Below are 25911 nucleotides of genomic sequence, written 5' to 3'. Positions count from 1 at the left end.
CTCCTATGGAAAAACATGAAATTTATTTGCAGGCAGCATAAAATCTGCCAGTAGTTTTAATCTACTGGCAGGAAAAATTTATATTTTTTTCATTGTCTACTTGACGGGGAGCAGTTCATATTGTGAGCAACCAATTGTTTATTTGATGCGTTATATTGCAGAAATGATTGAAGAAAGAAAAAGAAATGAATATAATGGTGCAAATATTTTTGGTAAACTTGGCATAAAAATAGGAGAAAAATTTTTTGATATTGCATCTATTAATGATTATTTAGAATATAAGGAATTAATTAAACAGCGCATTAAAAAAGAAGGAGATGGATACCACATTATACAAAATCCAATGGGATTTTAACAGAGAGGAGAAATTTATGTTAATATTTTATTATTGTTCTTATGATGGATCTCCGACGGGTTTTCATATAGGTGTTATTGACGACTCTATAAAACAAAATAAATTGCAAAAATTGTCAGAAAAAAAATACAAGCATAGTCGATTTATATCTAATTGTTTAGAGAGTGGATTGGTGCGTAGTGGTTTTGGAAGAATTCCAAAAACTAGTAGTGATGAAACGCCAGCTTATTTTGTCTTAAAGAAAAAATTAGTAAATATTATAAATGATTGCAAATATTATATGAATATTGCCATTATTAGTTGGAAATGGGAAGAATTTTATAAATTAGTTAGTGGGGATTTATCTGAAGAAGAACTGGCTTCTAAGATTAGTAAGAGTATTATAATAAATAAAGAATGTTTTTTTGGATATGATATTGATATTTCTATGTTACATGAAATTACCACGCTATCCTTCAAAAATGTATGTAACATAACAAATAGTAATTGGATAAAACATATACAAGAAAATGATGTTATGTACTTGACATTATCTCAAAAAATGTCAGATTTAAGTATTTTAAAAGATTCTCTAGGACTTACATCAAAAGAAAAAGGATTTGGTCATATAGAAACAGAATCGGGGATAATGGTTTGTTACGAAAAAAAATCTTGTGCCAGCAGGATTCTAAAAATAGATTTTCTGCTGGCGATAATGGTAATAATTTTAGTGCTGATTATTCTTCTCCAAATTCTATTGTAAAACGGACATCTCCTTTAAAAAAATTTGGCAAACTTGGTGCTGAAACGTTCTTTAATGGAGTGCTAGGATTAAAAAAATTAGCAGATGATCTAAACGGTAAAAAAAATAAATAAATATATCAATTTGGTATAATTGAGTGGAAGAAGATGGTGAGCTCCATCTTTTTACAGAGTCGCAGATATGGTCTTCATATACGACTTTTTCAATAGTTGATATGTAAAGAAAGACTGATAGGGCCGTGGTAAATCAAAATCTTAGTTTATCAGTCTTTCTTCCATATCTCTAATATGTATTAATTGAATCTATTTTTTTGGAAAAATATGTCCATATTCTTCATCATCTTCTATATTTGAAATCTGTTAAGAATTATCGCTGTTTATGTTATAATTTTTTCTTCATTTTCTGTTAATATTATTCTATTCGATTGCAAAAAGTCTTTATAATAAGCATGATAAAACCATATAGTAAATCCTAACATAGTGTGTTAAGATAAATTTGATTAAAGATTTTCTTTTTTTAAATAGGTGTCATCATGACAACAACCATCCATTTATTATTAAAAAAATATATAACAAAATTGATAGAAATATATGGCTCCCACATAAAATCAATCACACTCTACGGTTCTTATGCACGGGGCGATTATACCGAGGATTCTGATATTGATATAATGATTTTGTTGGATATTTCTGATATAGAGATAAAGAAATACCGACATCAGTTATCTGGCATGACTTACGATTTTAACATGGATTATGATTTGGATATCAAACCTCTGGCAAAAAGTGAAGAACATTTTAAAAAATGGCTGCCTGTGTATCCTTTTTATAGTAATATAGAAAAAGAAGGAATCTACTTATATCTGGCGGACTCTAAATAGTTAAAATTGTCAATAATATTAAAAATTAAAACAGGTATTTTAAAAATAGATACAACAATATTCAGAAGGCAGGTGATAGCATGACAACACAAGAATATTTGATGGCAAGGAAATCAAAAGACTGGAAATTTAACCGGGTGGTCAGTAATAATGCTTTTAAAAATGTAAACAGGATTCATCCATTAAAGCAAAAAATGGTAGCTCAAATTGTAGACCAGGCGAAAAAAGACCAGGCTGTTCGCCGTATCATCATTTTTGGCAGTTCCACAAGGTATGACTGCGATATCACCAGCGACTTAGATATTTGTATTGACTGGAATCAGGACTGCTATGATAAAGAAGGAGTATTAAAACCTTTTACTAAAAACATGAGACAGACGATTTCTTCTGTTACTAAAGGAAATGCAGATGTAGTCGATTATGCATATTTGGATGGTACTGTCCTTAAAGATTCTGTGGAGAAAGGAGTCCTTGTTTATGAGCACAATATATAGCCGTTCTCTGGTTATGTTTGAACAATCAAAAAATGCATTGGGAAAAATAGCGGATGATGACGCTTATCTGGACGTGGCCTGTTTTGAAGCACAACAGGCAATTGAATTTTTAATGAAAGCCATTTTAATGGAGTACGGTATCCCTTATAATAGAACACATGACATTCGATATCTGTTAAATCTATTAATAGAAACCGGATTTGAATTTGATAAACAAGATTCTTTAGATTTATTGGCTGATACCATTACGAATTGGGAACAGGGAAGCCGCTATGGTAAAGGAATCCGAGTATCCGTCCAGACAGTACAAAGAGTCCATAACATTTATTTGAGTCTAAATGAAGCTTTTTTGAAAATACAGGAAAAGAATAATCTATGAGAATTCAAATAAAATACTATAAGTCAAACATCTTCTGAATTCATAAAACATATTCAATAAATTATATAGTAGTGTGCCTCTCTGTTCTAACAGTGTTCTAACAAAAATGTTTTGCAATAAGTAACAGTAATCGTCGGCGATTTCTTAGTATATGCTCTGAGAACCGCATAAATAAAGGCTCTCGAAGAATTCGAATGCTTTTAAAATACTCGATACGGCTTCCTTCTTGTTGCGTTCGGGACACAGCGGTCCGAGTGGACAGAAAAGAAAACTTTTATCATGGTATGATACTGGGGCTGCTGCGAAGCCAGGAGAACTGGCTGATTCAGTCCAATGCCGAGACGGGAGAGGGATACCGTGATATATCCATCTATACGCCGGAACATATCGGCATCGTAATTGAGCTAAAATATGCCCATGATGGAAACCTGGAAAAAGCCTGTGCAAAAGCATTACAGCAGATCAGAGAGAAAAAATATGCCGTCGGCCTCAGGCGAAGGGGTATGGAGAGAATCATAACATACGGAATAGCATTTTATGAGAAAGAATGTATGGTGGTCAACGGTGAAAATAAAAAATCTCAATGATCATGCCCCATGAATCCGCTCAGGGGCAAATGCCGTCAATTCGGAAAATTATGATATAATTCTCCGCCCTGCTCTGCGGCAGCAACGACAATGTGCTTTACTATGGCAATATCGCCCAGAACAGCGCCAGCGGCACAGCAGTGCTCAATATTCTTCAATTTGAACAATACCATGAGCGAGACGACTGCGGCCATGGTTATTTATAATCTGTCCGATTATCTGAGCCGTTATTATAATAAGAAGGTAATCATTCTTCTGATGTTTAAGACCATGGTCAAAAGCTGGTTTAAATAAAAAATGTTCTGATTGACTGATTTTTTGCTTGACTTTCATTCTTCCGTATGCTAACATGGCAGATGTATGCCGCACAGTTAGGTTGAAAGTTCCGTTCGGACACCAAAACTGGCGAGTAATGTTTTAGGAGGTGCCATATGTACGCTATTATTGCAACAGGTGGTAAACAGTATAAAGTAAGCGAAGGCGACGTGATCAGAGTTGAGAAACTGGGCGTTGAGGCCGGCTCTGCTTATACATTTGACCAGGTGTTGATGGTTGGCGGTGACGAAGTAAAGGTTGGAGAACCTTTAGTTGCTGGTGCAACTGTGGAAGCTTCTGTACTGGAAGACGGTAAAGAGAAGAAGATTATCGTTTACAAGTATAAGAGAAAAACAGGCTACCACAAGAAACAGGGTCACAGACAGCCATATACAAAGGTTAAGATCGAAAAGATCAACGCGTAATCATGATTACTGTTACAATTTACAGAAAGCCTGAGAACCAGTTCAGAGGATTTCAGGTGATTGGACATGCCGGAAGCACAGAAGAGGGAGCAGATCTTGTATGCTGTTCCGTTTCCGTACTTACCATTAATCTCGTAAACAGCCTGGAGAGTTTCACCGATGACGAGTTTGAGCTCATCGAGCAGGAAGAACTTGGTCTGGTGCAGCTTACCTTTAAAAAGGCGGAGATCAGCGAGAGGGCGGCACTGCTGATGCAGTCCTTCGATCTGGGAGTACATTCTGTTGCCGAAGAGTATGATACCTGGTTAAAAGTTATAACGAAGGAGGTGTAACGACCATGATGAAAATGAACCTTCAGTTTTTTGCACACAAAAAGGGTGTTGGTTCCACAAAGAACGGACGTGACTCCGAGTCTAAGAGACTGGGTGCGAAGAGAGCAGACGGACAGTTTGTAAAAGCTGGTAATATTCTTTACAGACAGCGCGGTACAAAGATTCATCCAGGCGTTAACGTAGGACGCGGTGGTGATGACACATTATTTGCATTAGTAGATGGTGTTGTTCGTTTTGAAAGAAAAGGCAGAGACAAAAAACAGTGCTCTGTATACCCAGTAGCATAGGGAACTCTTGTTTATCAGCGGCTTCAAAAGTAACGGTTTGAAGCCGCTTTCTTTATGAAATAAATCGTTATAGATCAGATGAAAAGGTGACGGCCGTCTCATAATAATAACAGGGGCTGCTCACCAAAAACATAAGTAACAGACAGAAAGGAAGTGTATCATCGATGTTTGCAGACCGTGCGCGCATTTTTATCCGTTCTGGCAAGGGCGGGGACGGGCATGTCAGCTTTCGAAGAGAGCTTTACGTTCCGGACGGCGGTCCTGATGGAGGGGACGGCGGCAAGGGCGGCGATTTGATATTCGTCGTGGACCCGGGACTCAATACTCTCGTGGATTTTCGTCATAAAAGGAAATATTGTGCCGGCGACGGCAAGGAAGGCTCCAAGCGCCGCTGTACCGGCGCAAGCGGAGAGGATATGATTCTGAAAGTTCCGGCCGGAACTGTTATCAAGGATGCGGAGACCGGAAAGGTCATTCTTGATATGGCTAACCGGACAGAACCGGTGGTGTTATTGAAGGGCGGCCGTGGCGGCAAAGGCAATCAGCATTATGCCACAGCCACCATGCAGGCGCCAAAGTACGCCCAGCCGGGACAGGAAGCCAAGGAGCTCTGGGTGGACCTGGAGCTTAAGGTCATTGCCGATGTGGGACTGGTTGGATTCCCGAACGTGGGTAAATCCACACTTCTTTCCCGTGTCACCAACGCAAAACCAAAGATCGCCAACTATCATTTCACCACTTTGAATCCAAATCTTGGCGTGGTGGATCTGGCGGAAGGCAATGGATTTGTCATCGCCGACATTCCTGGAATCATCGAAGGGGCATCTGAAGGCGTGGGCCTTGGACTGGAGTTCCTGCGGCACATTGAGCGGACCAAAGTGATGATCCATATGGTGGATGCGGCTTCTGTGGAGGGAAGAGATCCCATTGCAGATATCAAGGCCATCAACCAGGAACTGGCTTCTTACAATCCGGAGCTGGCGAAACGGCCGCAGGTGATTGCCGCCAACAAGATCGACGCCATGAGCGAGGAAGACTGCCAGCTGATCGTGGAGATGCTGGAAGAGGAATTCGGACCACAGGGTATTAAGGTTTTCCCGATATCCGCAGTCAGCGGCAAGGGATTAAAGGAGCTTTTGTGGCATGTCAATACGCTTCTCAAAGAACTTCCGGAAGAGCCGGTGGAGTTTGAACAGGAATACTTCTTTGAGATGCAGCAGGAAGAACCGGCGGAGTCCATCGTGGTTGCCATGGCAGAACCGGGCGTATTTACGGTGGAAGGCCCGAAGGTGGAACGAATGCTTGGCTACACCAACCTGGAATCTGAGAAGGGCTTTGAGTTTTTCCAGAAGTTTATGAAGGAAAATGGTGTCCTTGCACGTCTGGAGGAGCTCGGCATCGAGGAAGGCGACACCGTGCGCTTATATAATCTGGAGTTTGACTACTATAAATAAAAGCAGGTACAGCGGACCGTAACCGGGGAACGCCTGCATAGATTCATACATTTGCTGTAAAAATATAAAAGGAGAAAGAAATGACAAGTAAGCAGAGAGCCTATTTAAAAGGTCTTGCCATGACAATGGACCCGATTTTTCAGATCGGCAAGGCATCCCTGACACCGGAGATCATCGATGCGGTACGGGAGGCCATTGATAAAAGAGAGCTGATCAAAATATCGGTTCTCAAAAACTGTTTCGATGATCCGAAGGAGCTGGCACAGATCCTGGCGGAGAGAACCCGTTCTGAGGTGGTGCAGGTCATCGGAAAGAAAATCGTGTTATTTAAACAGGCAAAGGAAGACAGTAAAATTACACTGCCGTAAAACGGGAGAAGGCTGATATGAGCAGACAAAAAAAGATCGGTATCATGGGCGGTACATTTAATCCCATCCATTTCGGTCATCTTCTTCTGGCGGAGACAGCGTATCATCAGTTCTCCCTGGATGAAGTTCTTTTCATGCCAACCAAGAATCCTTATTATAAAAAGCTTGGCAACAGTGTGACGGAGGAAGACCGGGTGCAGATGGTGAAGCTTGCCATCAGAGATAACGCTCATTTTACTTTTTCCGGAGAAGAATTAAACCGGGAAGGGACCACTTATACAGTGGAAACTCTTAAAAATCTGACCCGTAAAAATCCTGACTGTGACTATTATTTTATCATGGGGGCAGATTCGCTTTACCATATTGAATCCTGGAAAGACACGGCGGATGTTCTCCGAATGGCGGTCATTCTGGTGGCCGGCCGCGGAGACCTGTCCAGTTCCCTAAACAGTCAGATTGAATATATCGAAAATAAATACGATGCCTCCATCCATTTCCTGAACTCGCCCAGCCTGGAGATTTCATCCAATGATATCCGACGGCGGGTGCAGGCAGGCGAGAGCATCCGTTATCTGCTTCCCCGGGAGGTGGCAGATTATATTTATGAACACAAGCTTTATGTCATGTAGATGGGAGCGTACCAATGACCAGAGAGGAAATCAGAAAAGATTTAAAAAACCTTTTATCAGAAAAACGATTTGAACACACGCTGGGAGTGGAATATACGTCCGCTTGTCTTGCCATGCGTTACGGCGCCGATATGGAAAAGGCCAGAATGGCAGGGCTGCTCCATGACTGCGCCAAATATCTCTCAGCGGAAGATAAGATCGCATACAGCAAGCGATATGGTATGCCGATTTCCAAATATGAGAAGAAGAACCCCGAACTTCTCCACGCCAAACTGGGCGCCTGCTTTGCCAACGTCAAATACGGCATTGCTGATCCGGAGATTCTCTCAGCTATTACCTGGCATACCACCGGCAAACCGGATATGTCGCTGTTAGATAAAATCGTGTATGTGGCGGATTATCTGGAGCCAAACCGGAATCAGGCGCCGAATCTTGCGGAAGTGAGGGAGCTGGCCTTTAAGGATTTGGACGAATGTCTCTGTCAGATTCTTGAGGACAGCATAAAATATTTATCCAACAAAAAAAGTACCACCGATCCGATGACCCGACGGACCTGGGAGTACTACAGAATATACAGAATGAGGAATCAGGAGGTGTAACCGTGGAAGAATCAAAAAAGATGACACAGATTGTCATTGACGCCCTGGAAGATAAGAAGGCAGAAGATATCACAATCCTGGATATCAGTGAGATTTCTGTGCTGGCTGATTATTTTGTCATTGCTGATGGAAATAACCGAAATCAGGTTCAGGCCATGGCAGACAGCGTGGAGGAAGCGCTGGGCAGAGCCGGATATGAGCCAAAGCAGATTGAAGGATATCAGACAGCCAACTGGATCTTGATGGATTACAAAGATGTGATCGTCCATGTATTCAGTAAAGAAGACCGTGGATTCTATGATCTGGAACGAATCTGGAGAGATGGAAAGCCGGTTACAAAAGAGGACCTGCAGCACTAAGCGCTGCAGGCCTTTTTTATTTATTTCATAGGAAACTGCATTCCTATGAAATAAATAACGCTCCGCTATTCCGGACATTTTCATGGGAAAATTTTTGATGAAAATCTTCCATGAAACCGGTCTTAATCGAAAAGTTTAGATAAAACCCTGCATATTTGTTGAACGGCGTTCTTTTTATTTTCTTTGTTGTCTCCGCAGGAATTCTCGAGGAGCAGCCCTAAGAGGCCGTAAGCGCAGAAATTCAGAGTGATATTCGTATCCGCGTAGCTCATGGCAGAATCACTGAGCCGCAGACGAAAAAATTCCTGCAGATATCTTTTCAGAGATTTGATGAGCATGGGGGCGAGGATATCGTGATATTTTGACGCCAGAAGTTTATGGATAAAGGTCCGGTTCATCTGGGAAAATTCCAGAAATACCTCCACCGCTTCTTCCTGGGTCTGACACTGGAGGTTTCTGGTCAGAAGTTTTTCCAGACGCCGGTTTAAGATCCATTCAATCACTTCCAGGATATCCCGGTAATGATAATAAAAACTTTGTCTGGAAATATGGCAGTGATCCGCCAGATCTTTTACTGAAATTTTGTCTATGTTTTTCTGTCTGATTAAGGTAAGAAACGCTTCTGCAATCCGGTCTTTTAAAGATTCTGTCATTGTTCTCACTCTCCTATACTGGTGTTTTATGACAAAATTCAATTTTTGTCAAGACATATTTGTAAATTTATAAATGATATCTTTTGTTGTTTTTTGCTAAAGTTATTATGATATGCAAAAATGGAGGTAATGTGCATGAAAGAAGTAAAAAAACCGAAAGTACCCCTGATTTTTTACTATTGTATCGTGGTAATCTGCCTGATTCTTTTCAATGCCCTTGCCCGTCCATTGATTATGGAACGGCAGATTAAAGAAGTGGATTATGGCACTTTTATGACCATGACAGATAACAAACAGATCGATGAGGTGGAGATTGATGCCCAGGAAAATCTGATCTATTTTACAGATAAAGATGATAAGATTTATAAGACGGCTATGGTGGAAGACAATGGGCTTACCCAGCGTCTTCATGACGCAGGCATTTCTTTTTCCGGACAGGAAATACGGCAGTCTTCTCCGATCCTGACCATTCTTTTAAGCTGGATCCTGCCGATCCTTATCTTTGTGCTCATCGGTCAGTATATGTCCAAGAAGATGATGAACCGGGCCGGCGGAGATAATTTCATGACTTTTGGTATGGGAAAAAGCAACGCCAAGATTTATGTCAAATCCTCGGAGGGTATCCGTTTTTCCGATGTGGCCGGCGAAGACGAGGCCAAGGAGAATCTCACGGAGATTGTGGAGTATCTGCATAATCCTGACAGATACAAAGATATCGGCGCATCCATGCCGAAAGGAATCCTGCTGGTGGGCCCTCCCGGAACCGGTAAGACCATGCTGGCAAAGGCTGTGGCCGGCGAAGCCAACGTGCCGTTTTTCTCCATGTCCGGTTCGGAATTTGTGGAGATGTTCGTGGGCATGGGCGCTTCCAAAGTACGAGACTTATTCAGACAGGCCAAAGAAAAAGCCCCGTGTATCGTTTTCATTGATGAGATCGACGCCATTGGAAAGAAGCGAAACGGGCAGTACGGCGGCAATGATGAGCGGGAACAGACCTTGAATCAGCTGCTCACAGAGATGGACGGATTTGAGGAGAATACCGGCGTCATCATCCTGGCGGCCACCAACCGTCCGGAATCTCTGGACCCGGCGCTTCTTCGTCCGGGACGGTTTGACCGCCGTGTTCCGGTGGAGCTCCCGGATCTGAAAGGACGGGAAGATATCTTAAAGGTACACGCCAAAAAGGTTAAAGTGGCCGACAACATTGATTATAATAAGGTGGCGCGCATGGCTTCCGGTGCTTCCGGCGCGGAACTTGCCAATATTGTCAATGAGGCTGCACTGCGGGCAGTCCGTGACGGCAGACAGTTTGTCACCCAGGCGGATCTGGAGGAAAGCATTGAAGTTGTCATTGCAGGTTATCAGAAGAAGAACGCCATTCTCACCGATAAAGAAAAGAAGATTGTCGCTTATCATGAGGTGGGTCATGCTCTGGTGGCAGCCAGACAGACCAATTCTGCTCCGGTGCAGAAGATTACCATTGTACCAAGGACATCCGGTGCTCTGGGATATACCATGCAGGTGGAAGAAGGAAATCATTATCTCATGAGTAAAGAAGAGATGGAGAACAAAATAGCCACCCTGACCGGCGGACGTGCTGCAGAGGAACTGATCTTTGGGTCAGTGACTACCGGCGCTTCCAACGATATTGAACAGGCAACGAAGCTCGCCCGGGCTATGATCACCCGCTACGGTATGAGCGAAGAGTTTGACATGGTGGCTATGGAGACCCAGACCAACCCATATCTGGGGGATGATACCAGCATGACCTGTTCTGCGGAAACTCAGAGAGAAATTGACAAAAAAGTAGTGGAACTGGTGAAAAAGCAGCATGAAAAAGCATTCGGAATCCTGTCAGATAATCGTCAGAAGCTGGATGAGCTGGCATCCTTCCTGTATAAGGAAGAGACCATCACCGGCGAACAGTTTATGAATATTTTGAATGCATAACAACAGACCGATCAGACAGACCCGGATATCGTCAGAATAACGACATCCGGGTTTATCTGGATTATACGACATATTTCTGTTCGTCCGGAGCCGTTCTCTGTATGCTTTTTTGTGTCATTTATTCTTCTGATTCGGCAGCCGGCAGCCGAACAGTAAAGACACTGCCTTTTCCAGGCTCGCTGGCCACATGGATATCTCCGCCGCACAGATCGAGGATGATTTTGCAGATGGCGAGTCCCAGGCCGTTTCCTTGTTCCTTTCTGGAGGAATCGCCCTGATAGAATTTCTCAAAAATGTGTTTGCGGGTTTCCTCCGTCATGCCGATGCCGCGGTCAGCTACCGTCACGGTGAGATCGTCATGGTACCGCCGCAGGGTGATGGAAATGGAAGAATCCGGATTGGAGAACTTGATAGCGTTTCCGATGAGATTGGTCCAGACCTGGAATAAGAGGGCTGACTGTCCGGTGTAGGAAAGCTCCTGCAGATCTACATCCATGGTGATCCGCTTCTGGCTCCATTTGGGCTCCAGCAGCACAATGGCCTCCCGGATTTGTTCATCCAGCCGGTAATGCACCGGTTTTTTTAATGCGTTTTGATTCTCCAGGCGGGAAAGCTGCAGGATATTGCTGGTCAGATCGTTGAGTTTTTCGATATTAAAAAAGACCATCTGAATATATTCATTTCGTTCACTTTCTGACAGATCGGAATCCTGCAGGAGGGTGACATATCCGGCAATGGAGGACAATGGGGTCTTAAATTCGTGAGATACATTTGCTATGAAGTCATTGCGCATGATTTCCACGGAGTTCAGCTCCTTTGCCATAAAATTAAAATTATCGATGGTTGTCCGGATTTCTTCGATATTGCCCTTATATTCAATCTGCGCGCTGTAATCGCCCCGGGCAATCTGACGGGAGGCGTTACTCAATTGTTCCAGAGGATGGAATACATGACGCATCAGAAAAAAAGAAATCACATATCCCAGAAGAAAACATAACAGACCGATGAGCACAAAGGTGATAGTGATGGGAACGCTGACGATTCCCACAGAGATTCCATTTCGGGCCAGAAAATAGAAGATGCCCGGTATCAGAAAGAAAAACGGCAATATGATTACAAAAAAAGTCAGGGTAAAACGTTTGCGGAGCTTCCAGAGATCAGAAGCTTTCCATTTTTCAATTTTTTTCTTCATTTTTTATCACCCGATATCCAAGACCACGTATGGTCACGATCTTAAAATCTGTATTTTCCTTGAATCTCTCTCTCAAACGGCTGATATGCACATCAAGAGTATGGGAATCTTCGTAATTATTCATCCCCCATACATCATCAAGGAGCTGCTGTCTGGTAAAAATCTGTCCCGGATAAGAGAGCATTTTGTAGAGCAGTTGAAATTCCTTCTGGGGGAGAATCTTTGTCCCTGTATTATCAGTCACTGTCCAGGTATCGTATTCCATGCAGGTGCCGCCAAAGGTAAGCCTCCGCTCGCTGACGCTCTTTACACGGCGCAGGAGAGCGTTGACCCGCAGCACCATCTCATGAATATCAATGGGTTTGACCATATAGTCGTCAGCGCCGGCCTGAAATCCTGTCTGTTTGTCCATAATATCGCTCTTGGCTGTGATAATGAGGACCGGAAGATCAATATTAGCGTCTCTCAGCTGCCGGATAAAATCGAAACCGTCGATTCCCGGCATCATGATATCTGTGATGATCAGGTCGATGGACTCCTCGTCCAGAATATCCAGAGCCTCTGCGGCGCTCTCAGCCGGAAAAGTAATAAAATTATTTTTTTCCAGTGTTTTACAAAATAGGCGTTTCAGACTGTTATCATCTTCCACCACGAGTATTTTAAACATATCATTCCTCCATGCAAAATATGTATTTATTGCAAGAGTAACAAAAAAGTAAGAAAATCTCAATGGAAATTGAGGATTAGTTGAGATAAATTTGAGGTTGATATTGTTTAATTATGGAGAAATGGAAAGAAAGGAGCGATTGCGACGTTTGGATATATCATCTGTAATAAAAAAGGACTGTCGGAAGAGGAACTGAAACGATACCAGCAGATGTACTGCGGAATTTGTCACAGTCTGCGAAACCGATACGGACAGCTGTCCAGATTTTCCCTGAATTTTGATATGACATTTCTGGCGCTGTTTCTGACTGCCCTCTATGAGCCGGAAGAAAAACGGGCACAGTACCGCTGCCCGGTACACCCTTTGAAAGACAGAACATTTCTTCATAATAAATATATTGATTATGCGGCGGATATGACAGTGGCTCTGGCGTATTATAAATGTCTTGACGACTGGGAGGATGAAAAAAAGCGCACCCGTCTCGCTTACAGTAAGCTTTTGGAAGAAAAGTACAGGGAGGTGGAAGCACGCTACGAAAGGCAGTGCAGAAATATCAGGGAGAGCCTGGAACTCCTCGCTGAAGTGGAAAAACATGCCCCGGAGCAGACGGATCAGGCGGTCAATCTGTCCGGAAAAATGCTGTCAGAAGTATTTGTCTATGATGAGAAAGATTTCTGGAGTGACAGCTTACGGAAATTTGGATTTTCTCTGGGGCGTTTTATCTACCTGATGGATGCCGCCATGGATTATAAGAAGGACAGAAGAAAACAGAATTATAATCCTCTTTTTTATATGAAAAAAAAGCCGGAGGAGACAGAAGAGATTCTGACCTCCTGTATCAGCGTGGCCGCTGATGAATTCGAAAAACTGCCTATCGTCACCGATGAACATTTGATCCGAAATGTTCTTTACGGAGGCGTTTGGCAGAAATATTACGCAAAGTTCAGAGGAAAGGAGACCAGACATGGTTGATGACCCGTATAAAGTCCTTGGTGTGTCCAGGGACGCCAGCAAGGAAGAGATAAAAAAGGCATACCGGAAGATGGCGAAAAAGTATCATCCGGATCTTCATCCCAATGATCCGGGTGCCACTGAGAAAATGAATGAAATCAATGAGGCCTATGATATGATCAACAATCCCGAGAAATATCAGCGTCAGGCACAAAACGCCGGCAGAAATGCCTATGGCAGTCAGGGCAATCCCTATGGCAGTCCATATGGAAACCGGCAGGGACAGCAGAGCTACGGCGGCGGTTATGGAAATTATGGCAATGGCGGCTACGGCAATGGAAACGGGGGCTATGGCGGTTACGGGCCTTTTGATTTCGACGATATTTTCGGCGGCTTCGGCCGTGCCTCTTACGGGCCGGCCGGTCCGACGGTACAGCCGGGAGACAGTGATGTGATCCGTCAGGCTGTGCAGAATATCAACGCCGGACGTTACGCTTACGCTGTCCAGGGATTAAATACCGTGGTCAGCAGCGGACGGAATGCCCGGTGGTATTATCTGAGCGCCCTGGCCAATTACGGGCAGGGAAATGCCATACTTGCCATGGAGCAGATCCAGAGGGCGGTACAGATGGAGCCGGGAAATACGGTATACCAAAACGCCATGCAGAGTATGAGCCAGTCCGGCAGTACATATAACGAGACCGGTCAGGAATTTCAGAAATATGCCGAAGGTATGGGCCGTTTCTGTACAGCATTTATGATCATGCAGTTCTGCTGCCTGTTCTGCCGTTGCTGACAGAAAGATGCATTTGTTCAGAGACACATTTACATAGATGGAGGAATAAATATATGAGCAAAACAATAGGAATTGACCTGGGAACCACCAACAGCTGTGTTGCTGTGGTGGAAAACGGACAGCCGGTCATTGTGCCGAACAGTTCCGGAGCAAGGACCACTCCCAGCGTTGTGGCATTTACCAAAAAGGGAGAACGTCTGGTGGGAGATGTGGCAAGAAGACAGGCGGCCACAAATCCGGACCGCACTATAAGCTCTGTGAAGAGAGAAATGGGCACAGACTGGAGTATCCGTATTGATGGAAAGGATTACAAACCGCAGACCATCAGCGCCATGATCCTCATGCAGCTGAAAAAAGATGCGGAAGAATTTCTCGGTGAGCCGGTCACTTCGGCGGTCATTACCGTTCCGGCATATTTCAATGATGTGCAGAGGCAGGCTACCAAGGATGCGGGCAGAATCGCCGGGCTGGATGTGAAGAGAATCATCAACGAGCCGACCAGCGCCGCTCTTTCATATGGTCTTGACCATGGAGAAGCTCAGAAAGTTATGGTCTATGACCTGGGCGGAGGTACCTTCGATGTCTCTGTCATTGAGATCGGCGACGACGTCATTGAAGTGCTGGCGACGGCCGGCGATAACCATTTGGGCGGCGATGATTTTGATGAAAGAATCGTCCGGTGGCTGGTTGCTGAATGTAAGAACCAGAATCATGTGGATCCGTCGGGAGATTTCACAGCCATGCAGCGAATCCGTGAGGCTGCGGAACAGGCAAAGAAAGAACTGTCCACCGCCCAGAGCAGCAGCATTGTCCTTCCGTATCTGATGCAGGCGAAAGGAACGCCGGTTCATCTGGAGACCACTCTCACCAGAACAAAGTTTCAGGAACTGATCCAGGATCTGGTGGAGAGAACCGCCGCTCCGGTGCAGCAGGCGCTCAGTGACGCCGGCATTGCCGCCTCAGAGCTGGGTCGTGTTCTTTTAGTGGGCGGTTCCACCCGGATCCCTGCCGTGCAGGAAAAGGTGCGCCTGCTCACAGGAAAAGAACCATCCCGGAACATCAATCCCGACGAGTGCGTGGCCATGGGCGCCGCTGTGCTCGGCAATACTCTGGAGGGCAATTCCCTGGCTGTGGCAGGTTCCGATCTGCTTCTCCTTGACGTGACGCCGATGAGCCTGTCCATCGAGACTGTGGGAGGTGTGGCCACTCGTCTGGTGGAGAGAAATACCACTCTGCCGACCAAATATTCCCGTGTGTTCTCCACGGCCGCTCCATACCAGAGGGATGTGGAAATTCATGTGCTGCAGGGCGAACGCCCTATGGCAAAGGACAATAAGACCATCGGAAAGTTCCGTCTGAAAGGCATCCGGCGGGCTCCTGCGGGTGTGCCGCAGATTGAAGTAACCTTTGATATCGATACCAATGGTATTCTGAAAGTTTCCGCCAGAGATCTGGATACGGGCAAAGAACAGTCCATCACCATCACCGCCGACGACCGGATGAGCGATGCGGAAATCGAACAGGCCATTCGGGATGCACAGCAGTACGCCGGTATGGATAATTTAAGAAAAGAAGCAATCGCCCTGACAGGAGATGCTCAGAAAGTGTTAAGTCAGGCACAGCGTGCTTTGAAAAACGGCGGAAAACAGATTGAACGTCCGGTTAAAAAACAGGTAAAGAGTGATATAAACGCTCTGTCCAAACTTATGGGCAGGTTCCGTCTGGACCGGATGACGGAGGAGGACATGACCGCCATCCGCCAGGCAAAGGAGAATCTGGAACGTTCGGCAGGAAATATTATTGCTCAGTACGGAAATTAGTACGACAGATTCAGGAGGTGCAGGAATTATAGATAAATTAAGATGGAAATTATCCAATTTTATGCAGCAGAGAAACGGCAATGATGAATTATGCAGAGTAACTTTTATCGTCTCCATCATCGTGTACGTGCTCTCTGTGATATTGAACAGTTCACTACTTTATCTGCTGGCTCTGTGCGGAATCATATATTCTCTGTTCCGCATGTTTTCAAAAAATGTGCCGGCACGCCAAAAAGAAAACCAACAGTTTCTGCAGTTTTTCAGTCTGCAGAAAAAAAGATTCGCCATGCGAAAAGAATACCGGATATTCACCTGTAAAGGATGTGGAAAGCATATCCGTGTTCCAAGAAAGAAGGGAAAAGTGGAGGTAACCTGCCCGATCTGTGGTCGGAAAGCCATTCACCGGACCTGAGTAAGATCGTCAGCTCTGAAATAATAAACATAAGAAAGAATCCTGCAAAGCAGGATTCTCCGCCTGCGGCGGGTCGCGAAAGCGGCATCTTCCTATCCGCCGCAGTGCAATCCTCGCGGAGCGTTTTTTATTTCATAGGAATGCAATTTCCTATGAAATAAAAAGGTCCCGCCTCAGGAACCAATGAGAAAAAACTGTTTCCGGAAAAGGAAGCTCTCATAAGATAAATTCCTGCGGCGGGACTCTTTGATATGATATTGTTGAATTATTTAAATATGCGGAAAAGTCCGATTACCTTTCCTACGATAGAAAAAGGAGTGTTCTGAGGGACAATAATCGGGTCCATGGCGTCATTTTCCGGCTGCAGGCGAAAACAGTCGTCTTCTTTATAAAAACGCTTCACCGTAACAGAATCTTCCACAAGGGCAACGACAATCTCGCCATCGGAAGCCGTCGGCGTCTCCTCCACCAGAATATAGTCACCGGAGAAAATACCGGCGTTGATCATGCTCTCGCCCTTGACTTTCAGCATAAAGGTCTGCTTATTTTTCAGAAATTCCGGAGAAATCGGAAAATATCCTTCAATATTCTCAACGGCCAGAATAGGTTCACCGGCAGTCACTGTACCCACGATCGGCACATTGACAAGCTCCCTTCTGGTCAGATTAAAATTATCGTCAATGATCTCTATAGCCCTCGGCTTCGTCGGGTCGCGGCGGATGTAGCCGTTCTTTTCCATGGTCTCCAGATGAGAGTGGACAGATGAAGTGGACTTCAGATGTACCGCCTCACAGATCTCCCGCACAGCAGGCGGATAACCACGGTTCAAAATAGATTCTTTGATAAATTCGAGAATCTCCTGTTGCTTAGGTGTAATCTTACCGTAACTCATATCACAACTCCTTTTCAGTCAAACGTATGTTTTGTTCTTTTCATTTTATCACTTTGCAAAAAAGAAAACAAGTGTTTTCGAATCTGTTTTCGCTTTTTTTAGCGCTGATGCATAAAAAGAAAATATGTTCGAAAAAATCATCGAAATCTGTTGACAATAGAAAGTATGTTCGATATAATACAAACAAATGTTTGAAACATATGTTTGGTTTTGCTTGTATATGTGTTCATATACAACTGTAAAAATGTGGAGGGATAAGAGATGGAAGGAAGAGCAAGAACATATAACAGAAAGATTCAGCAGAGACAGACTAACATCAGGGGCAGAAGACCAGTCGGTAGTGCGATGGTCAGGGAGGAGACCAGCTTCCGCAGCAGAAGCCTGATTCTTTTTCTTTTAGTCTCAGTGATGCTTCTCTTTATCGGATTTGGATTCTTTTCCGGCATGGTGCCGTCAGGCGCTCCGGTGGTGGAGGCTAACCAGCAGCTGGGTGATATACAGTATAAGGTCATTGAGATTGAGAAGGGAGACAGTCTCTGGAGTATCGCCAAGGCCAATATGAATCCTGGTTTTGACGATATTTACGATTATATTCATGAAGTAAAGCGGTGCAATCAGCTCGGTTCCGATAAGATCACAGCAGGGAATTACTTGTTGGTTCCTTACTACGAGTAAGCTGTTCCGGTTCAATATATATGGAAAATATAAATAGCACGATTTTATAATACTATTCGATTATTGATTAAAGATAGTTAAAAAAGGGTATGTACACTGGCCAAAATGTAGAAGTACATACCCTTTTACTATTAAAATTTTTAATATTCAAAAAGAGAAGATTCCTCTGCAAATGCAGATAGATATAATGATGAAGTTATATCTACGAATCTATAGTTGAGTTTTTTTGAAAAAAACCGCAGACGCTGAAAATACATATCCGTTGTGAACCGGATCAGGAAGGCAGGGAAGAACGAGATGGATGACAGAAAAGTAACCACGGTCTGCATACCCCAGGATCGATAGGGAGATATATAAAAATACCGATAAAGATTTTAAATGTGGAAATATCCGCCTTATTTTTTGGAATCCTGGCGGTAATCAGCTATGAGGAAACTAATGTAAAAATTAATATTATAGAAACAATTTTGAAACGATAATCAAACAATCCCCTCTTATAATCTTTCTGGCTATAAAGAGTGAAAAGAAAGGTGAAAAAGATGAGGGAGCCTGAGAAAGATAAGGAAGAACAAAAAGAGAAAAAGAAGTTTTTGATTTATCCGGGAGCCGTGGTCGCTTCTGTTTTGTCTATTGTGCAGGCAAGAGGTGGATTGCTGCCTCAAATAGCCGGTATAGCAGTTTATATTCTGGCAGGTGTTTTTTTGGTTACGGCATGTATATTTTTAGTTCAGGATCTCAAAAACGGAGTCATTGAAAAAATAGTTTCTACAATAACAAGGAATCCTCTGGGAGAAAAGTTTTTCGATGATTATACTTTTCGGATCATTCTGTCCACTATGCCGACATTTATAATCAATGTGGCGTACACAGTGTATAATGGTGTGCTTGGGGTTATGCATCAATCGGAATGGTTTATAACAATGGCTGTTTATTACAGCCTTCTTGGGATCATGCGTTATCACGCAGTGCATACAGGAAGAAAAATATCACGGATGGAAGATCAAAGCCTGGTCAAAAAAAAGGAACTTTCGGTCATAAAAACGGAGGGTATCTTGCTTTTATTATTAAATCTTGCTTTAAGTGGCGTTGTTTTACTGACTATTGTGCAGGATACAGCGAAAAGATATTCGGAAATCATGGTTATAACCATAGCGGCATATACGTTTTACAAAATAATTACATCTGTGATAAATATGATAAAGGTAAGAAAGCTCCAGTCGCCTATTTTAATCACGATTCGTAATATAAGTGTGGCTGACGCATTGGTATCTGTATTGACACTTCAAATGACCATGCTTGCATCTTTTCAGGGGAGAAGTACAATGAACATAAATCAGATGAATGCTATGACCGGGATGGCGGCATGTATCCTGATATCACTTCTGGGAATCAGCATGATTTACTATTCTTATAAAAGAAATAAGAAAGAATCCTAGACGGGGTTCTTTTTTTAATGTTTTTAAAACAATTCTAAGACAATTCTAAAATAATTCCCTTATATGCTTTCAATACAAAAATTAAAGAAGGTTATGAATCAGCATAGACAATTAATATTACTAAAACACAAATGGAACATTTTTCAAATATCGGACGTATATCCTTAACTAGCAGTATGACAAAATTTATGAAACCTGTGAGCGTGCAGCTTCACTGTTTCCATAAATCTCGTATTGCTGTTGAAATAAATATCATGAAGAACAGGAGGAAAACACTATGCGTGTGAAGATTATTATTGTAGCTGTTGTGGCAGTAGTGGCGGGTGTGATCGTTAATCGCATAAATAAAAAAGATTAATAGTGAGGTGTATTGCGAAGAAGATACGGCAGGAGACGGGGAAGCGGAATGGGCGGAAGTGAGAGAGATTTGAAGAAGATCTGCCAAGGCACAGATGTGAAGAGTGGGCTTTCCATCCATGGCGCCGAGGCAGCACAGTCCCGGTCCAAAGTTGAGGCATGGGTCAGAAAAATGATGTAATATACGGAACTGCTTCAGTATAAAAATGGAGGAATGGATGATGAAAACCAGAATTCTTGGGAAAAACCTTAAAGTATCCGCTATCGGGCTGGGATGTATGGGACTGAGTCAGAGTTACCCGCCGTTTCCGGATAAAAAAGAGGCCGTCTCTTTTCTGAGACGATCCGCCAAGCTCACAGGATGTTCCCGGTCACTGCGGTGCAAAGTGAATATTCAATGTGGTACAGAGAGCCGGAAAAAGAGCTGATCCCGACGCTGGAGGAACTGGGGATTGGTTTTGTACCTTTCAGCCCTCTGGGAAAAGGATTTCTGACTGGAACTGTAAAAAAGAATCAGTCCTTTGCAGATAACGATATCCGTCATACAATCCCCCGGTTCAATGAGCCCGGGAACATGGAGAAGAATCAGACGATGGCGGACAAAATAAAAGAATTCGCAAAAGCCCATGAATTATCTCCGGCACAGGTTGCGCTGTCATGGCTTCTTCACCGGAAACCCTGGATCGTACCTATCCCCGGGACAAAGACAGAGGACCGGCTTCAGGAAAACATGAGTGCGGCCTACGTGAAATTGAAAGACGAAGACTGGAAAGAGCTGGGGGATATCCTTGATCATACAGAGGTTTATGGAGCGCGGTACTCTGAGAGTATGCTGAAAATGACCGGAAGATAAAGACTGCTATTCGGTTATAAAAAAGAAAGAGGTGTATGGATCATGAAAAAAGATGTAATGATTTTAACAGGAGCAGGTCAGATCGGTATGGCTATCGCCCGCCGTATGGGATATGGCAAAAAGATCGTGATCGGAGATAAGAAACCGGAGAATGCGCAGGCCATTGCGAAGATTATGAATGATGCAGGATTTGACGTGGAAGCAATGGAAATGGATCTTTCTTCCAGAGAATCCATTAAAAATCTGATCGCAAAAGCGCAGGAGTATGGGGAGATCGCCATGCTGGTGAATGCGGCCGGTGTTTCGCCGAGCCAGGCGCCCATTGAAGCAATCCTGAAAGTAGATCTCTATGGAACAGCAGTGCTTCTGGAAGAAGTGGGAAAGGTGATCAAGGAAGGCGGCGTTGGGGTGACGATCTCCAGCCAGTCCGGACACCGGATGCCGGCTCTGACGCCGGAGGAAGATGAACAGCTTGCATGTACTCCCACAGAAGAACTTCTGAGCCTGGATATCCTTCAGCCGGAGAATATCAAAGATACGCTGCATGCATATCAGATGGCAAAACGCTGCAATGAGAAGCGTGTGATGGCGGAGTCCGTGAAGTGGGGTGAGAAAGGCGCCCGGATCAATTCGATCTCTCCGGGAATTATTGTGACACCTCTGGCAATCGATGAATTTAGCGGACCGCGCGGCGATTTTTATAAAAACATGTTCGCGAAATGCCCGGCAGGGCGTCCGGGAACTGCGGATGAGGTCGCAAATGTGGCGGAGCTTCTTATGAGCGATAAGGGTGCCTTTATCACTGGATCAGATTTCTTAATCGATGGCGGTGCTACGGCATCTTATTTCTATGGACCGCTGAAACCAGAGGAATAATTAATATCAATCCCGTTCCGATTTTTTGCAAACATAATAATAAGTTACAGTTTTTTCTGTACTGCACAGTGTGGGACTGTATGGAAGTGAGTTTAAACTTTGAGGTATAAACACCGGAACTTATTGTTTCTTCAATAAGCGAAAAAGCAGTTCTATAATTATATCAGAAAAAGTTAGCTGTGAATAGCAACGAAAAAAGGAGAGATTTGTCATGCAGAAGTTTGTTTATCAGTATGCAACAAAAGTTTATTTCGGAGAAGGTTCGGCAAAAGAACATCTTGCGGATGCTGTCTCAGAATACGGTGAAAATGTGATTCTGGCCTATGGCGGCGGTTCCGTTATTGACTGCTGCAAGATCGTGGCCGCCCAGGCGAAGACAGACAAAGATCTGTGGGAAATGGAGATGACAGAGCACCAGTTCCCGACAGACGTCCTGCCCATGGGAGCCATTGTCACAGCTTCCGGTACGGGGGCTGAGATGAACGGCGGCGCAGTCATCACAAATGAAGAGAAAGTGATCAAGGCAGGTATGGCGGCAGCAGCCCCACGATTTGCTATTCTTGATCCATCCTATACAGCGTCTGTTCCAAGAATGCAGGTAATCTCCGGAGCTTTTGATACACTAAGCTATGCCATGGAGACCTACTTTGGCAATTCGGATCAGGATAATGTTTCCGATGATGTAGCACTTGCTATTATGAAAAATACAGTGGTGAACATGAAACGGCTGCTTGGAAATATAGACGATATGCAGGCAAAAGGAAATCTGATGTGGGATTCCGATTCTGCATTACGTGGGCCACGGTGGTCTCAGTGATTGGCTTTTTGCTGTTCCAGTTTAAGCCTATGTGGATCGTAAATCTATTCGGTGCAGAGAGTGATCTTTATAATGAGTTTGCAATAAAATGTTTCAGGATTTTTCTGCTGTTGTGTTTCTTAAACGGGTTCCAGACAGTGGCCAGTATCTTTGTGCAGCAGATTGAAAAGCCTGTAAAAGCCCTGATATTGTCTTTGCCGAGACAAATTGTTTTTCTGATTCCGCTGGCTATACTGCTTCCAGTGTTTTTGGGTGTAGATGGAGTACTCTGGGCCGGACCGGCGGCGGATGCCCTTGCATTTATATTGGCGGCAGTCATCATTATATATGAAATGAAGGTATTGAAGACAAAGGAGGCATAAGCTGTGAAAAAGATTATTACAATAGGAAGAGAATTCGGCAGTGGAGGACATGAGATTGGATAACAAATCTGGCGGAAAAAGAGCCGTGTATCATTGTAGGCAGATGCGCTGACTATATATTAAAAGATCACAAAAACCGGATTTCCTTTTTTATTACAGCTGATGAAAAGAAAAAAATTGCGAGAATTAAGGATAAATATAGTGTTACAGAAGCTGAGGCTGTAAAGATGATCAACAAAAATGACAGAAACCGAAGGAATTATTATAAAAGTATAACTGGTAAAACGTGGGGAATGGCCGAAAATTATGATTTTTGTATCTGCAGTTCGTATTACGGGATAGATTCCACGGTAGAAATTATAACCGGACTTCTCCAATAGTCAGGAAAAGAGCAGGACAACTTCCTAAATGGTAAATAACCTTCTTTTTAGGAAGCTGTCCCTTTCTTTTTATGTACTCCATCCTATAGGATGACCTTGTGCTGAAATGTCTCTTTGTGATAAAATCACAGAAAAGAGTTCCTCTTCGTGGTAAGATAACACCAACAAAGAGAAAACAACAAACTGCAGACAGGAGGAATTTATATGGCAGCATTAAATATAACAAAACAGAATTTTGAACAGGAGGTACTTCACAGCGACAAAAAGGTGTTGATTGATTTCTGGGCAGCATGGTGCGGACCGTGCCGGAGAGTTTCACCGGTCATTGAAGAGATTGCCGATGAGCGTCCGGATATCAAGGTGTGCAAAGTCAACGTGGATGAACAACCGGAACTGGCGGCGCAGTTCCAGATCATGAGCATTCCGGCGCTGGTGGTCATGGAGCATGGACAGATTGTCAATCAGTCTGTGGGAGCCAGACCGAAGGCGCAGATCCTTAGTCTACTGTAACTGATATAGATCATATACGAAAGGAAAGATCATGGGCATATTTGATTTTTTTAAAACAGAAGATATCAACGAGGGCATTGCACAGTTCGAACACACGGATGGAGCTGTTCTTCTGGATGTGAGGACTGTAGAAGAGTATCAGGCCGGACATATTCCTAAAAGCATTAATATCCCACTTCATGAGATTCATGCAGTGGCGGAGAGTATCTCCAATCATGACATTCCGTTGTTTGTTTACTGTCAGAGCGGAGCCAGAAGCAGCCAGGCGGTGGATGCTCTCTCCCGGATGGGATATACCGAGGTTAAAAATATAGGTGGAATAAGTAACTATCGAGGAAAGGTGGAGAAGTAATATGAGTAAAAAGGTTCTTATTGTCGGTGGGGTGGCTGGAGGAGCCACAGCTGCAGCCCGTATCCGAAGACTGAATGAGCAGGCAGAAGTCATTATTTTTGAGCGGTCGGGATTTGTTTCCTACGCTAACTGCGGTCTTCCTTATTATATTGGAGGAATCATTGAGGATAAAGAAGAGCTGACGCTTCAGACTCCGGAACATTTCCGGGAACGTTTTCGGATCGATGTCCGTGTACACCATGAGGTGACGGCGATTCATCCTGATAAAAAAACCGTAACAGTAAAGAATCTGGAAACCGGCGAGAGTTTTGAGGAGAGCTATGACAAGCTTCTCCTGTCTCCGGGAGCAAGACCGGTGCAGCCGAATCTGCCAGGTGCCGGCATGGAACATCTTTTTACGCTTCGAACTGTTGAAGATACGCTTAAGATCCGGGATTTTGTCGTTAAGGAGAAACCGAAGTCCGCAGTTCTTGCCGGAGGTGGATATATCGGCCTTGAGGTGGCGGAGAATCTGCGGGAACTGGGTATGGATGTGACAATCGTGCAGCGGCCGAATCAGGTTCTGAATCCGCTGGATTATGAAATGGCGACCTTTGTCCATGCGAAGCTCAGGGAAAAAGGGATCCATCTGATGCTGGGGCATTCCGTAGAAGGATTTGAAAAAGACAGCGACAGTCTCAAGGTGCTCTTAAAAGATGTCGATCCGCTGAAGGCAGATATGGTCATCCTGGCCATTGGAGTGGCTCCGGATACTCATCTGGCCAAAGATGTCGGTCTGAAACTTGGAATTAAGAACAGTATTGTGGTCAATGACCACATGGAGACTTCTGTGCCGGATATCTATGCCGTGGGCGATGCCGTGGAAGTGCATCATATGGTGACCGGACAGCAGGCCCTGATTTCCCTGGCAGGTCCTGCCAACAAACAGGGCAGAATTGCCGCGGATAATATCTGTGGCGGGGACAGCGCTTATAAAGGCTCCCAGGGATCTTCCGTCATCAAAATATTTGATATGACAGTGGCAACCACGGGTCTTAATGAACAAGCTGCGAAAAAATCCGGTATTGACTGTGACAAAGTATATTTATCCCCGTCCAGCCATGCATCCTATTATCCGGGCGGTACCATGATGACCATGAAAGTTTTGTTTGAGAAAGGTTCTTACAGACTGCTGGGAGCACAGATCATCGGCTATGATGGTGTGGATAAACGCATCGATGTTCTTGCAACGGCAATGAATGCCGGCATGTCCGCTCTGGAACTCAAAGATCTGGATCTGGCCTATGCACCGCCGTATTCTTCCGCAAAGGATCCGGTGAATATGGCAGGATTCATGATCGACAATATTGAAAAGGGAACATTAAAACAGTTCTTCTGGAATGAAGTGGGAGAACTTCCGGATGACGACAGCGTGGTTCTTCTGGATGCCCGGACGCCGGAAGAATACGAGCGAGGCCATATCAACGGTTTTGTTAACATCCCGTTGGATGAACTCAGAGACCGGATATCAGAGATCAGAAAAGGGCTTCCGGTTTATGTGATGTGTCAGAGCGGCCTGCGCAGCTATCTTGCCTGCCGAATTTTAATGCAGAATGGTTTTGACTGTTATAATTTCTCCGGCGGATATCGTCTTTATGAGACCATTTATAAAGATTGCTGTGTGGCAAAACAATCCTATCCATGCGGCATGGATAAATAAAGTATTTTATCGATAATTACAAAACCCCATCAGTGTGATTTCTTTTATAGAATAAT

At 44.0% G+C, this 25911-nt stretch carries 36 protein-coding genes; 31 read left to right on the top strand and 5 right to left on the bottom strand.

Translation table 11 applies throughout. The features are described from left to right. The first annotated feature begins 100 nt into the window (after positions 1-100). The 6 genes from B5E53_RS14080 to B5E53_RS14055 all read left to right on the top strand — a co-directional run bounded on the left by B5E53_RS14080 (position 101) and on the right by B5E53_RS14055 (position 3437). Positions 101-355, top strand: coding sequence for a hypothetical protein (locus tag B5E53_RS14080; RefSeq protein ID WP_162611926.1), 255 nt, complete (start codon positions 101-103; stop codon positions 353-355). 16 nt (positions 356-371) lie between these two features. Continuing rightward, a complete protein-coding gene (locus B5E53_RS14075) occupies positions 372-1097 on the top strand; it encodes a hypothetical protein (RefSeq protein ID WP_087284139.1) in 726 nt (241 codons plus the stop codon). 532 nt (positions 1098-1629) lie between these two features. Then, positions 1630-1977: a nucleotidyltransferase domain-containing protein gene (locus B5E53_RS14070; protein WP_087284142.1), complete on the top strand. Its 348-nt coding sequence runs from the start codon at positions 1630-1632 to the stop codon at positions 1975-1977. Positions 1978-2057: 80 nt separating this feature from the next. Beyond that, a complete protein-coding gene (locus tag B5E53_RS14065; protein ID WP_087316118.1) occupies positions 2058-2471 on the top strand; it encodes a nucleotidyltransferase domain-containing protein in 414 nt (137 codons plus the stop codon). Further along, positions 2455-2850, top strand: coding sequence for a HEPN domain-containing protein (locus B5E53_RS14060; RefSeq protein ID WP_162611925.1), 396 nt, complete (start codon positions 2455-2457; stop codon positions 2848-2850). The genes B5E53_RS14065 and B5E53_RS14060 overlap by 17 nt, the downstream gene beginning before the upstream one ends. 194 nt (positions 2851-3044) lie before the next feature. After that, complete coding sequence (locus tag B5E53_RS14055; RefSeq protein WP_087316113.1) at positions 3045-3437, top strand: PD-(D/E)XK nuclease domain-containing protein; 393 nt, start codon at positions 3045-3047, stop codon at positions 3435-3437. 35 nt (positions 3438-3472) lie between these two features. Here the strand turns inward: B5E53_RS14055 and B5E53_RS19990 are convergent, their stop codons facing one another. Next, positions 3473-3595, bottom strand: coding sequence for a hypothetical protein (locus B5E53_RS19990; protein WP_275532689.1), 123 nt, complete (start codon positions 3593-3595; stop codon positions 3473-3475). A gap of 13 nt (positions 3596-3608) precedes the next feature. On the opposite strand from B5E53_RS19990, the gene B5E53_RS19985 reads away from it, so the two are divergent. The 9 genes from B5E53_RS19985 (at position 3609) to rsfS (ending at position 8205) form a co-directional block, all read left to right on the top strand. Then, positions 3609-3731: a hypothetical protein gene (locus B5E53_RS19985; protein WP_275532688.1), complete on the top strand. Its 123-nt coding sequence runs from the start codon at positions 3609-3611 to the stop codon at positions 3729-3731. A 137-nt stretch (positions 3732-3868) separates the two neighbouring features. After that, the gene (rplU, locus tag B5E53_RS14050) at positions 3869-4177 is read left to right on the top strand and encodes a 50S ribosomal protein L21 (protein WP_087280964.1); all 309 of its coding nucleotides are present in this window, start codon (positions 3869-3871) and stop codon (positions 4175-4177) included. A gap of 2 nt (positions 4178-4179) precedes the next feature. Beyond that, complete coding sequence (locus B5E53_RS14045; protein ID WP_087316111.1) at positions 4180-4509, top strand: ribosomal-processing cysteine protease Prp; 330 nt, start codon at positions 4180-4182, stop codon at positions 4507-4509. A 5-nt stretch (positions 4510-4514) separates the two neighbouring features. Further along, positions 4515-4796 carry a 50S ribosomal protein L27 gene (rpmA, locus tag B5E53_RS14040; RefSeq protein WP_087280968.1) on the top strand — a complete coding sequence of 94 codons (282 nt, stop codon included), beginning with the start codon at positions 4515-4517 and terminating at the stop codon, positions 4794-4796. A gap of 164 nt (positions 4797-4960) precedes the next feature. After that, positions 4961-6250 (top strand): GTPase ObgE, encoded by a 1290-nt coding sequence (gene obgE, locus B5E53_RS14035; RefSeq protein ID WP_087316109.1) that lies wholly within the window; start codon positions 4961-4963, stop codon positions 6248-6250. An 80-nt stretch (positions 6251-6330) separates the two neighbouring features. Continuing rightward, a complete protein-coding gene (gene yhbY / locus B5E53_RS14030; RefSeq protein ID WP_087316107.1) occupies positions 6331-6618 on the top strand; it encodes a ribosome assembly RNA-binding protein YhbY in 288 nt (95 codons plus the stop codon). Positions 6619-6635: 17 nt separating this feature from the next. Continuing rightward, positions 6636-7247 carry a nicotinate-nucleotide adenylyltransferase gene (gene nadD / locus B5E53_RS14025; protein WP_087316105.1) on the top strand — a complete coding sequence of 204 codons (612 nt, stop codon included), beginning with the start codon at positions 6636-6638 and terminating at the stop codon, positions 7245-7247. Between the two features lie 14 nt (positions 7248-7261). Next, positions 7262-7846: a bis(5'-nucleosyl)-tetraphosphatase (symmetrical) YqeK gene (gene yqeK / locus B5E53_RS14020; RefSeq protein WP_087316103.1), complete on the top strand. Its 585-nt coding sequence runs from the start codon at positions 7262-7264 to the stop codon at positions 7844-7846. Between the two features lie 2 nt (positions 7847-7848). Then, complete coding sequence (gene rsfS / locus B5E53_RS14015) at positions 7849-8205, top strand: ribosome silencing factor (RefSeq protein ID WP_087316101.1); 357 nt, start codon at positions 7849-7851, stop codon at positions 8203-8205. Positions 8206-8327: 122 nt separating this feature from the next. Here the strand turns inward: rsfS and B5E53_RS14010 are convergent, their stop codons facing one another. Then, positions 8328-8858 (bottom strand): TetR/AcrR family transcriptional regulator C-terminal domain-containing protein, encoded by a 531-nt coding sequence (locus tag B5E53_RS14010; RefSeq protein WP_087316099.1) that lies wholly within the window; start codon positions 8856-8858, stop codon positions 8328-8330. 135 nt (positions 8859-8993) lie between these two features. On the opposite strand from B5E53_RS14010, the gene ftsH reads away from it, so the two are divergent. Beyond that, complete coding sequence (gene ftsH, locus B5E53_RS14005) at positions 8994-10808, top strand: ATP-dependent zinc metalloprotease FtsH (RefSeq protein ID WP_087316097.1); 1815 nt, start codon at positions 8994-8996, stop codon at positions 10806-10808. A 118-nt stretch (positions 10809-10926) separates the two neighbouring features. On the opposite strand, the gene B5E53_RS14000 is transcribed toward ftsH, so the two are convergent. Next, positions 10927-12000: a HAMP domain-containing sensor histidine kinase gene (locus tag B5E53_RS14000; protein WP_087316096.1), complete on the bottom strand. Its 1074-nt coding sequence runs from the start codon at positions 11998-12000 to the stop codon at positions 10927-10929. Beyond that, positions 11984-12667, bottom strand: a complete 684-nt coding sequence (locus B5E53_RS13995) for a response regulator transcription factor (protein ID WP_087316094.1) — start codon at positions 12665-12667, stop codon at positions 11984-11986. Before B5E53_RS13995 ends, B5E53_RS14000 begins: the two co-directional genes overlap by 17 nt. Before the next feature lie 138 nt (positions 12668-12805). Here B5E53_RS13995 and B5E53_RS13990 point away from each other — a divergent pair, with 138 nt between their 5' ends. From B5E53_RS13990 to B5E53_RS19315, 4 genes are all read left to right on the top strand, one after another. Continuing rightward, positions 12806-13639 (top strand): DUF5685 family protein, encoded by an 834-nt coding sequence (locus B5E53_RS13990; RefSeq protein ID WP_087316092.1) that lies wholly within the window; start codon positions 12806-12808, stop codon positions 13637-13639. Beyond that, entirely contained in the window at positions 13632-14414 is a 783-nt protein-coding gene (locus B5E53_RS13985) for a J domain-containing protein (RefSeq protein ID WP_087316090.1), read from the top strand. The genes B5E53_RS13990 and B5E53_RS13985 overlap by 8 nt, the downstream gene beginning before the upstream one ends. A 53-nt stretch (positions 14415-14467) precedes the next feature. Further along, positions 14468-16234 carry a molecular chaperone DnaK gene (gene dnaK / locus B5E53_RS13980; protein WP_087316088.1) on the top strand — a complete coding sequence of 589 codons (1767 nt, stop codon included), beginning with the start codon at positions 14468-14470 and terminating at the stop codon, positions 16232-16234. Between the two features lie 61 nt (positions 16235-16295). Further along, the gene (locus tag B5E53_RS19315) at positions 16296-16646 is read left to right on the top strand and encodes a hypothetical protein (RefSeq protein WP_162611922.1); all 351 of its coding nucleotides are present in this window, start codon (positions 16296-16298) and stop codon (positions 16644-16646) included. A 265-nt stretch (positions 16647-16911) separates the two neighbouring features. Here B5E53_RS19315 and lexA read toward each other — a convergent pair whose 3' ends face one another. Further along, the gene (lexA, locus tag B5E53_RS13975) at positions 16912-17538 is read right to left on the bottom strand and encodes a transcriptional repressor LexA (RefSeq protein WP_087316086.1); all 627 of its coding nucleotides are present in this window, start codon (positions 17536-17538) and stop codon (positions 16912-16914) included. Between the two features lie 261 nt (positions 17539-17799). Here lexA and B5E53_RS13970 point away from each other — a divergent pair, with 261 nt between their 5' ends. From B5E53_RS13970 to B5E53_RS13920, 11 genes are all read left to right on the top strand, one after another. Beyond that, positions 17800-18213: a LysM peptidoglycan-binding domain-containing protein gene (locus tag B5E53_RS13970; protein WP_087316084.1), complete on the top strand. Its 414-nt coding sequence runs from the start codon at positions 17800-17802 to the stop codon at positions 18211-18213. 530 nt (positions 18214-18743) lie between these two features. Beyond that, positions 18744-19649, top strand: a complete 906-nt coding sequence (locus tag B5E53_RS13965; RefSeq protein WP_140401503.1) for a hypothetical protein — start codon at positions 18744-18746, stop codon at positions 19647-19649. A gap of 406 nt (positions 19650-20055) precedes the next feature. Further along, positions 20056-20187 (top strand): hypothetical protein, encoded by a 132-nt coding sequence (locus tag B5E53_RS19980; RefSeq protein WP_275532687.1) that lies wholly within the window; start codon positions 20056-20058, stop codon positions 20185-20187. 37 nt (positions 20188-20224) lie between these two features. Next, positions 20225-20434 (top strand): hypothetical protein, encoded by a 210-nt coding sequence (locus B5E53_RS19815; protein ID WP_242963741.1) that lies wholly within the window; start codon positions 20225-20227, stop codon positions 20432-20434. Beyond that, the gene (locus tag B5E53_RS13955) at positions 20404-20859 is read left to right on the top strand and encodes an aldo/keto reductase (RefSeq protein ID WP_242963740.1); all 456 of its coding nucleotides are present in this window, start codon (positions 20404-20406) and stop codon (positions 20857-20859) included. Before B5E53_RS19815 ends, B5E53_RS13955 begins: the two co-directional genes overlap by 31 nt. Before the next feature lie 42 nt (positions 20860-20901). Next, a complete protein-coding gene (locus B5E53_RS13950; protein ID WP_087316080.1) occupies positions 20902-21735 on the top strand; it encodes an SDR family oxidoreductase in 834 nt (277 codons plus the stop codon). Between the two features lie 211 nt (positions 21736-21946). Continuing rightward, positions 21947-22552: an iron-containing alcohol dehydrogenase gene (locus B5E53_RS13945; RefSeq protein ID WP_087316078.1), complete on the top strand. Its 606-nt coding sequence runs from the start codon at positions 21947-21949 to the stop codon at positions 22550-22552. Then, positions 22549-22914, top strand: a complete 366-nt coding sequence (locus tag B5E53_RS13940) for a hypothetical protein (RefSeq protein WP_087316076.1) — start codon at positions 22549-22551, stop codon at positions 22912-22914. Before B5E53_RS13945 ends, B5E53_RS13940 begins: the two co-directional genes overlap by 4 nt. Before the next feature lie 584 nt (positions 22915-23498). After that, positions 23499-23804 (top strand): thioredoxin, encoded by a 306-nt coding sequence (gene trxA, locus B5E53_RS13930; protein WP_087316072.1) that lies wholly within the window; start codon positions 23499-23501, stop codon positions 23802-23804. Positions 23805-23835: 31 nt separating this feature from the next. Beyond that, complete coding sequence (locus tag B5E53_RS13925; protein ID WP_087316069.1) at positions 23836-24156, top strand: rhodanese-like domain-containing protein; 321 nt, start codon at positions 23836-23838, stop codon at positions 24154-24156. Between the two features lies 1 nt (position 24157). Further along, positions 24158-25855 (top strand): CoA-disulfide reductase, encoded by a 1698-nt coding sequence (locus B5E53_RS13920; RefSeq protein WP_087316067.1) that lies wholly within the window; start codon positions 24158-24160, stop codon positions 25853-25855. The last annotated feature ends 56 nt before the right edge of the window (positions 25856-25911 follow it).

Source organism: Eubacterium sp. An11 (assembly GCF_002161065.1).
Taxonomy (GTDB): domain Bacteria; phylum Bacillota; class Clostridia; order Lachnospirales; family Lachnospiraceae; genus Anaerobutyricum; species Anaerobutyricum faecale.
The sequence above is the reverse complement of the archived record's forward strand: the minus strand, read 5'-3'. Positions and strand labels throughout refer to the sequence as shown.

Coding starts and splice junctions, on each gene's coding strand:
- B5E53_RS14075 (WP_087284139.1), top strand. CDS start 372: ATGTTAATATTTTATTATTGTTCTTATGATGGATCTCCGACGGGTTTT.
- B5E53_RS14070 (WP_087284142.1), top strand. CDS start 1,630: ATGACAACAACCATCCATTTATTATTAAAAAAATATATAACAAAATTG.
- B5E53_RS14065 (WP_087316118.1), top strand. CDS start 2,058: ATGACAACACAAGAATATTTGATGGCAAGGAAATCAAAAGACTGGAAA.
- B5E53_RS14060 (WP_162611925.1), top strand. CDS start 2,455: ATGAGCACAATATATAGCCGTTCTCTGGTTATGTTTGAACAATCAAAA.
- B5E53_RS14055 (WP_087316113.1), top strand. CDS start 3,045: ATGCTTTTAAAATACTCGATACGGCTTCCTTCTTGTTGCGTTCGGGAC.
- B5E53_RS19985 (WP_275532688.1), top strand. CDS start 3,609: ATGAGCGAGACGACTGCGGCCATGGTTATTTATAATCTGTCCGATTAT.
- rplU (WP_087280964.1), top strand. CDS start 3,869: ATGTACGCTATTATTGCAACAGGTGGTAAACAGTATAAAGTAAGCGAA.
- B5E53_RS14045 (WP_087316111.1), top strand. CDS start 4,180: ATGATTACTGTTACAATTTACAGAAAGCCTGAGAACCAGTTCAGAGGA.
- rpmA (WP_087280968.1), top strand. CDS start 4,515: ATGATGAAAATGAACCTTCAGTTTTTTGCACACAAAAAGGGTGTTGGT.
- obgE (WP_087316109.1), top strand. CDS start 4,961: ATGTTTGCAGACCGTGCGCGCATTTTTATCCGTTCTGGCAAGGGCGGG.
- yhbY (WP_087316107.1), top strand. CDS start 6,331: ATGACAAGTAAGCAGAGAGCCTATTTAAAAGGTCTTGCCATGACAATG.
- nadD (WP_087316105.1), top strand. CDS start 6,636: ATGAGCAGACAAAAAAAGATCGGTATCATGGGCGGTACATTTAATCCC.
- yqeK (WP_087316103.1), top strand. CDS start 7,262: ATGACCAGAGAGGAAATCAGAAAAGATTTAAAAAACCTTTTATCAGAA.
- B5E53_RS14010 (WP_087316099.1), bottom strand. CDS start 8,858: ATGACAGAATCTTTAAAAGACCGGATTGCAGAAGCGTTTCTTACCTTA.
- ftsH (WP_087316097.1), top strand. CDS start 8,994: ATGAAAGAAGTAAAAAAACCGAAAGTACCCCTGATTTTTTACTATTGT.
- B5E53_RS14000 (WP_087316096.1), bottom strand. CDS start 12,000: ATGAAGAAAAAAATTGAAAAATGGAAAGCTTCTGATCTCTGGAAGCTC.
- B5E53_RS13995 (WP_087316094.1), bottom strand. CDS start 12,667: ATGTTTAAAATACTCGTGGTGGAAGATGATAACAGTCTGAAACGCCTA.
- B5E53_RS13985 (WP_087316090.1), top strand. CDS start 13,632: ATGGTTGATGACCCGTATAAAGTCCTTGGTGTGTCCAGGGACGCCAGC.
- dnaK (WP_087316088.1), top strand. CDS start 14,468: ATGAGCAAAACAATAGGAATTGACCTGGGAACCACCAACAGCTGTGTT.
- B5E53_RS19315 (WP_162611922.1), top strand. CDS start 16,296: ATGCAGCAGAGAAACGGCAATGATGAATTATGCAGAGTAACTTTTATC.
- lexA (WP_087316086.1), bottom strand. CDS start 17,538: ATGAGTTACGGTAAGATTACACCTAAGCAACAGGAGATTCTCGAATTT.
- B5E53_RS13970 (WP_087316084.1), top strand. CDS start 17,800: ATGGAAGGAAGAGCAAGAACATATAACAGAAAGATTCAGCAGAGACAG.
- B5E53_RS19980 (WP_275532687.1), top strand. CDS start 20,056: ATGGGCGGAAGTGAGAGAGATTTGAAGAAGATCTGCCAAGGCACAGAT.
- B5E53_RS19815 (WP_242963741.1), top strand. CDS start 20,225: ATGATGAAAACCAGAATTCTTGGGAAAAACCTTAAAGTATCCGCTATC.
- B5E53_RS13955 (WP_242963740.1), top strand. CDS start 20,404: ATGTGGTACAGAGAGCCGGAAAAAGAGCTGATCCCGACGCTGGAGGAA.
- B5E53_RS13950 (WP_087316080.1), top strand. CDS start 20,902: ATGAAAAAAGATGTAATGATTTTAACAGGAGCAGGTCAGATCGGTATG.
- B5E53_RS13945 (WP_087316078.1), top strand. CDS start 21,947: ATGCAGAAGTTTGTTTATCAGTATGCAACAAAAGTTTATTTCGGAGAA.
- trxA (WP_087316072.1), top strand. CDS start 23,499: ATGGCAGCATTAAATATAACAAAACAGAATTTTGAACAGGAGGTACTT.
- B5E53_RS13925 (WP_087316069.1), top strand. CDS start 23,836: ATGGGCATATTTGATTTTTTTAAAACAGAAGATATCAACGAGGGCATT.
- B5E53_RS13920 (WP_087316067.1), top strand. CDS start 24,158: ATGAGTAAAAAGGTTCTTATTGTCGGTGGGGTGGCTGGAGGAGCCACA.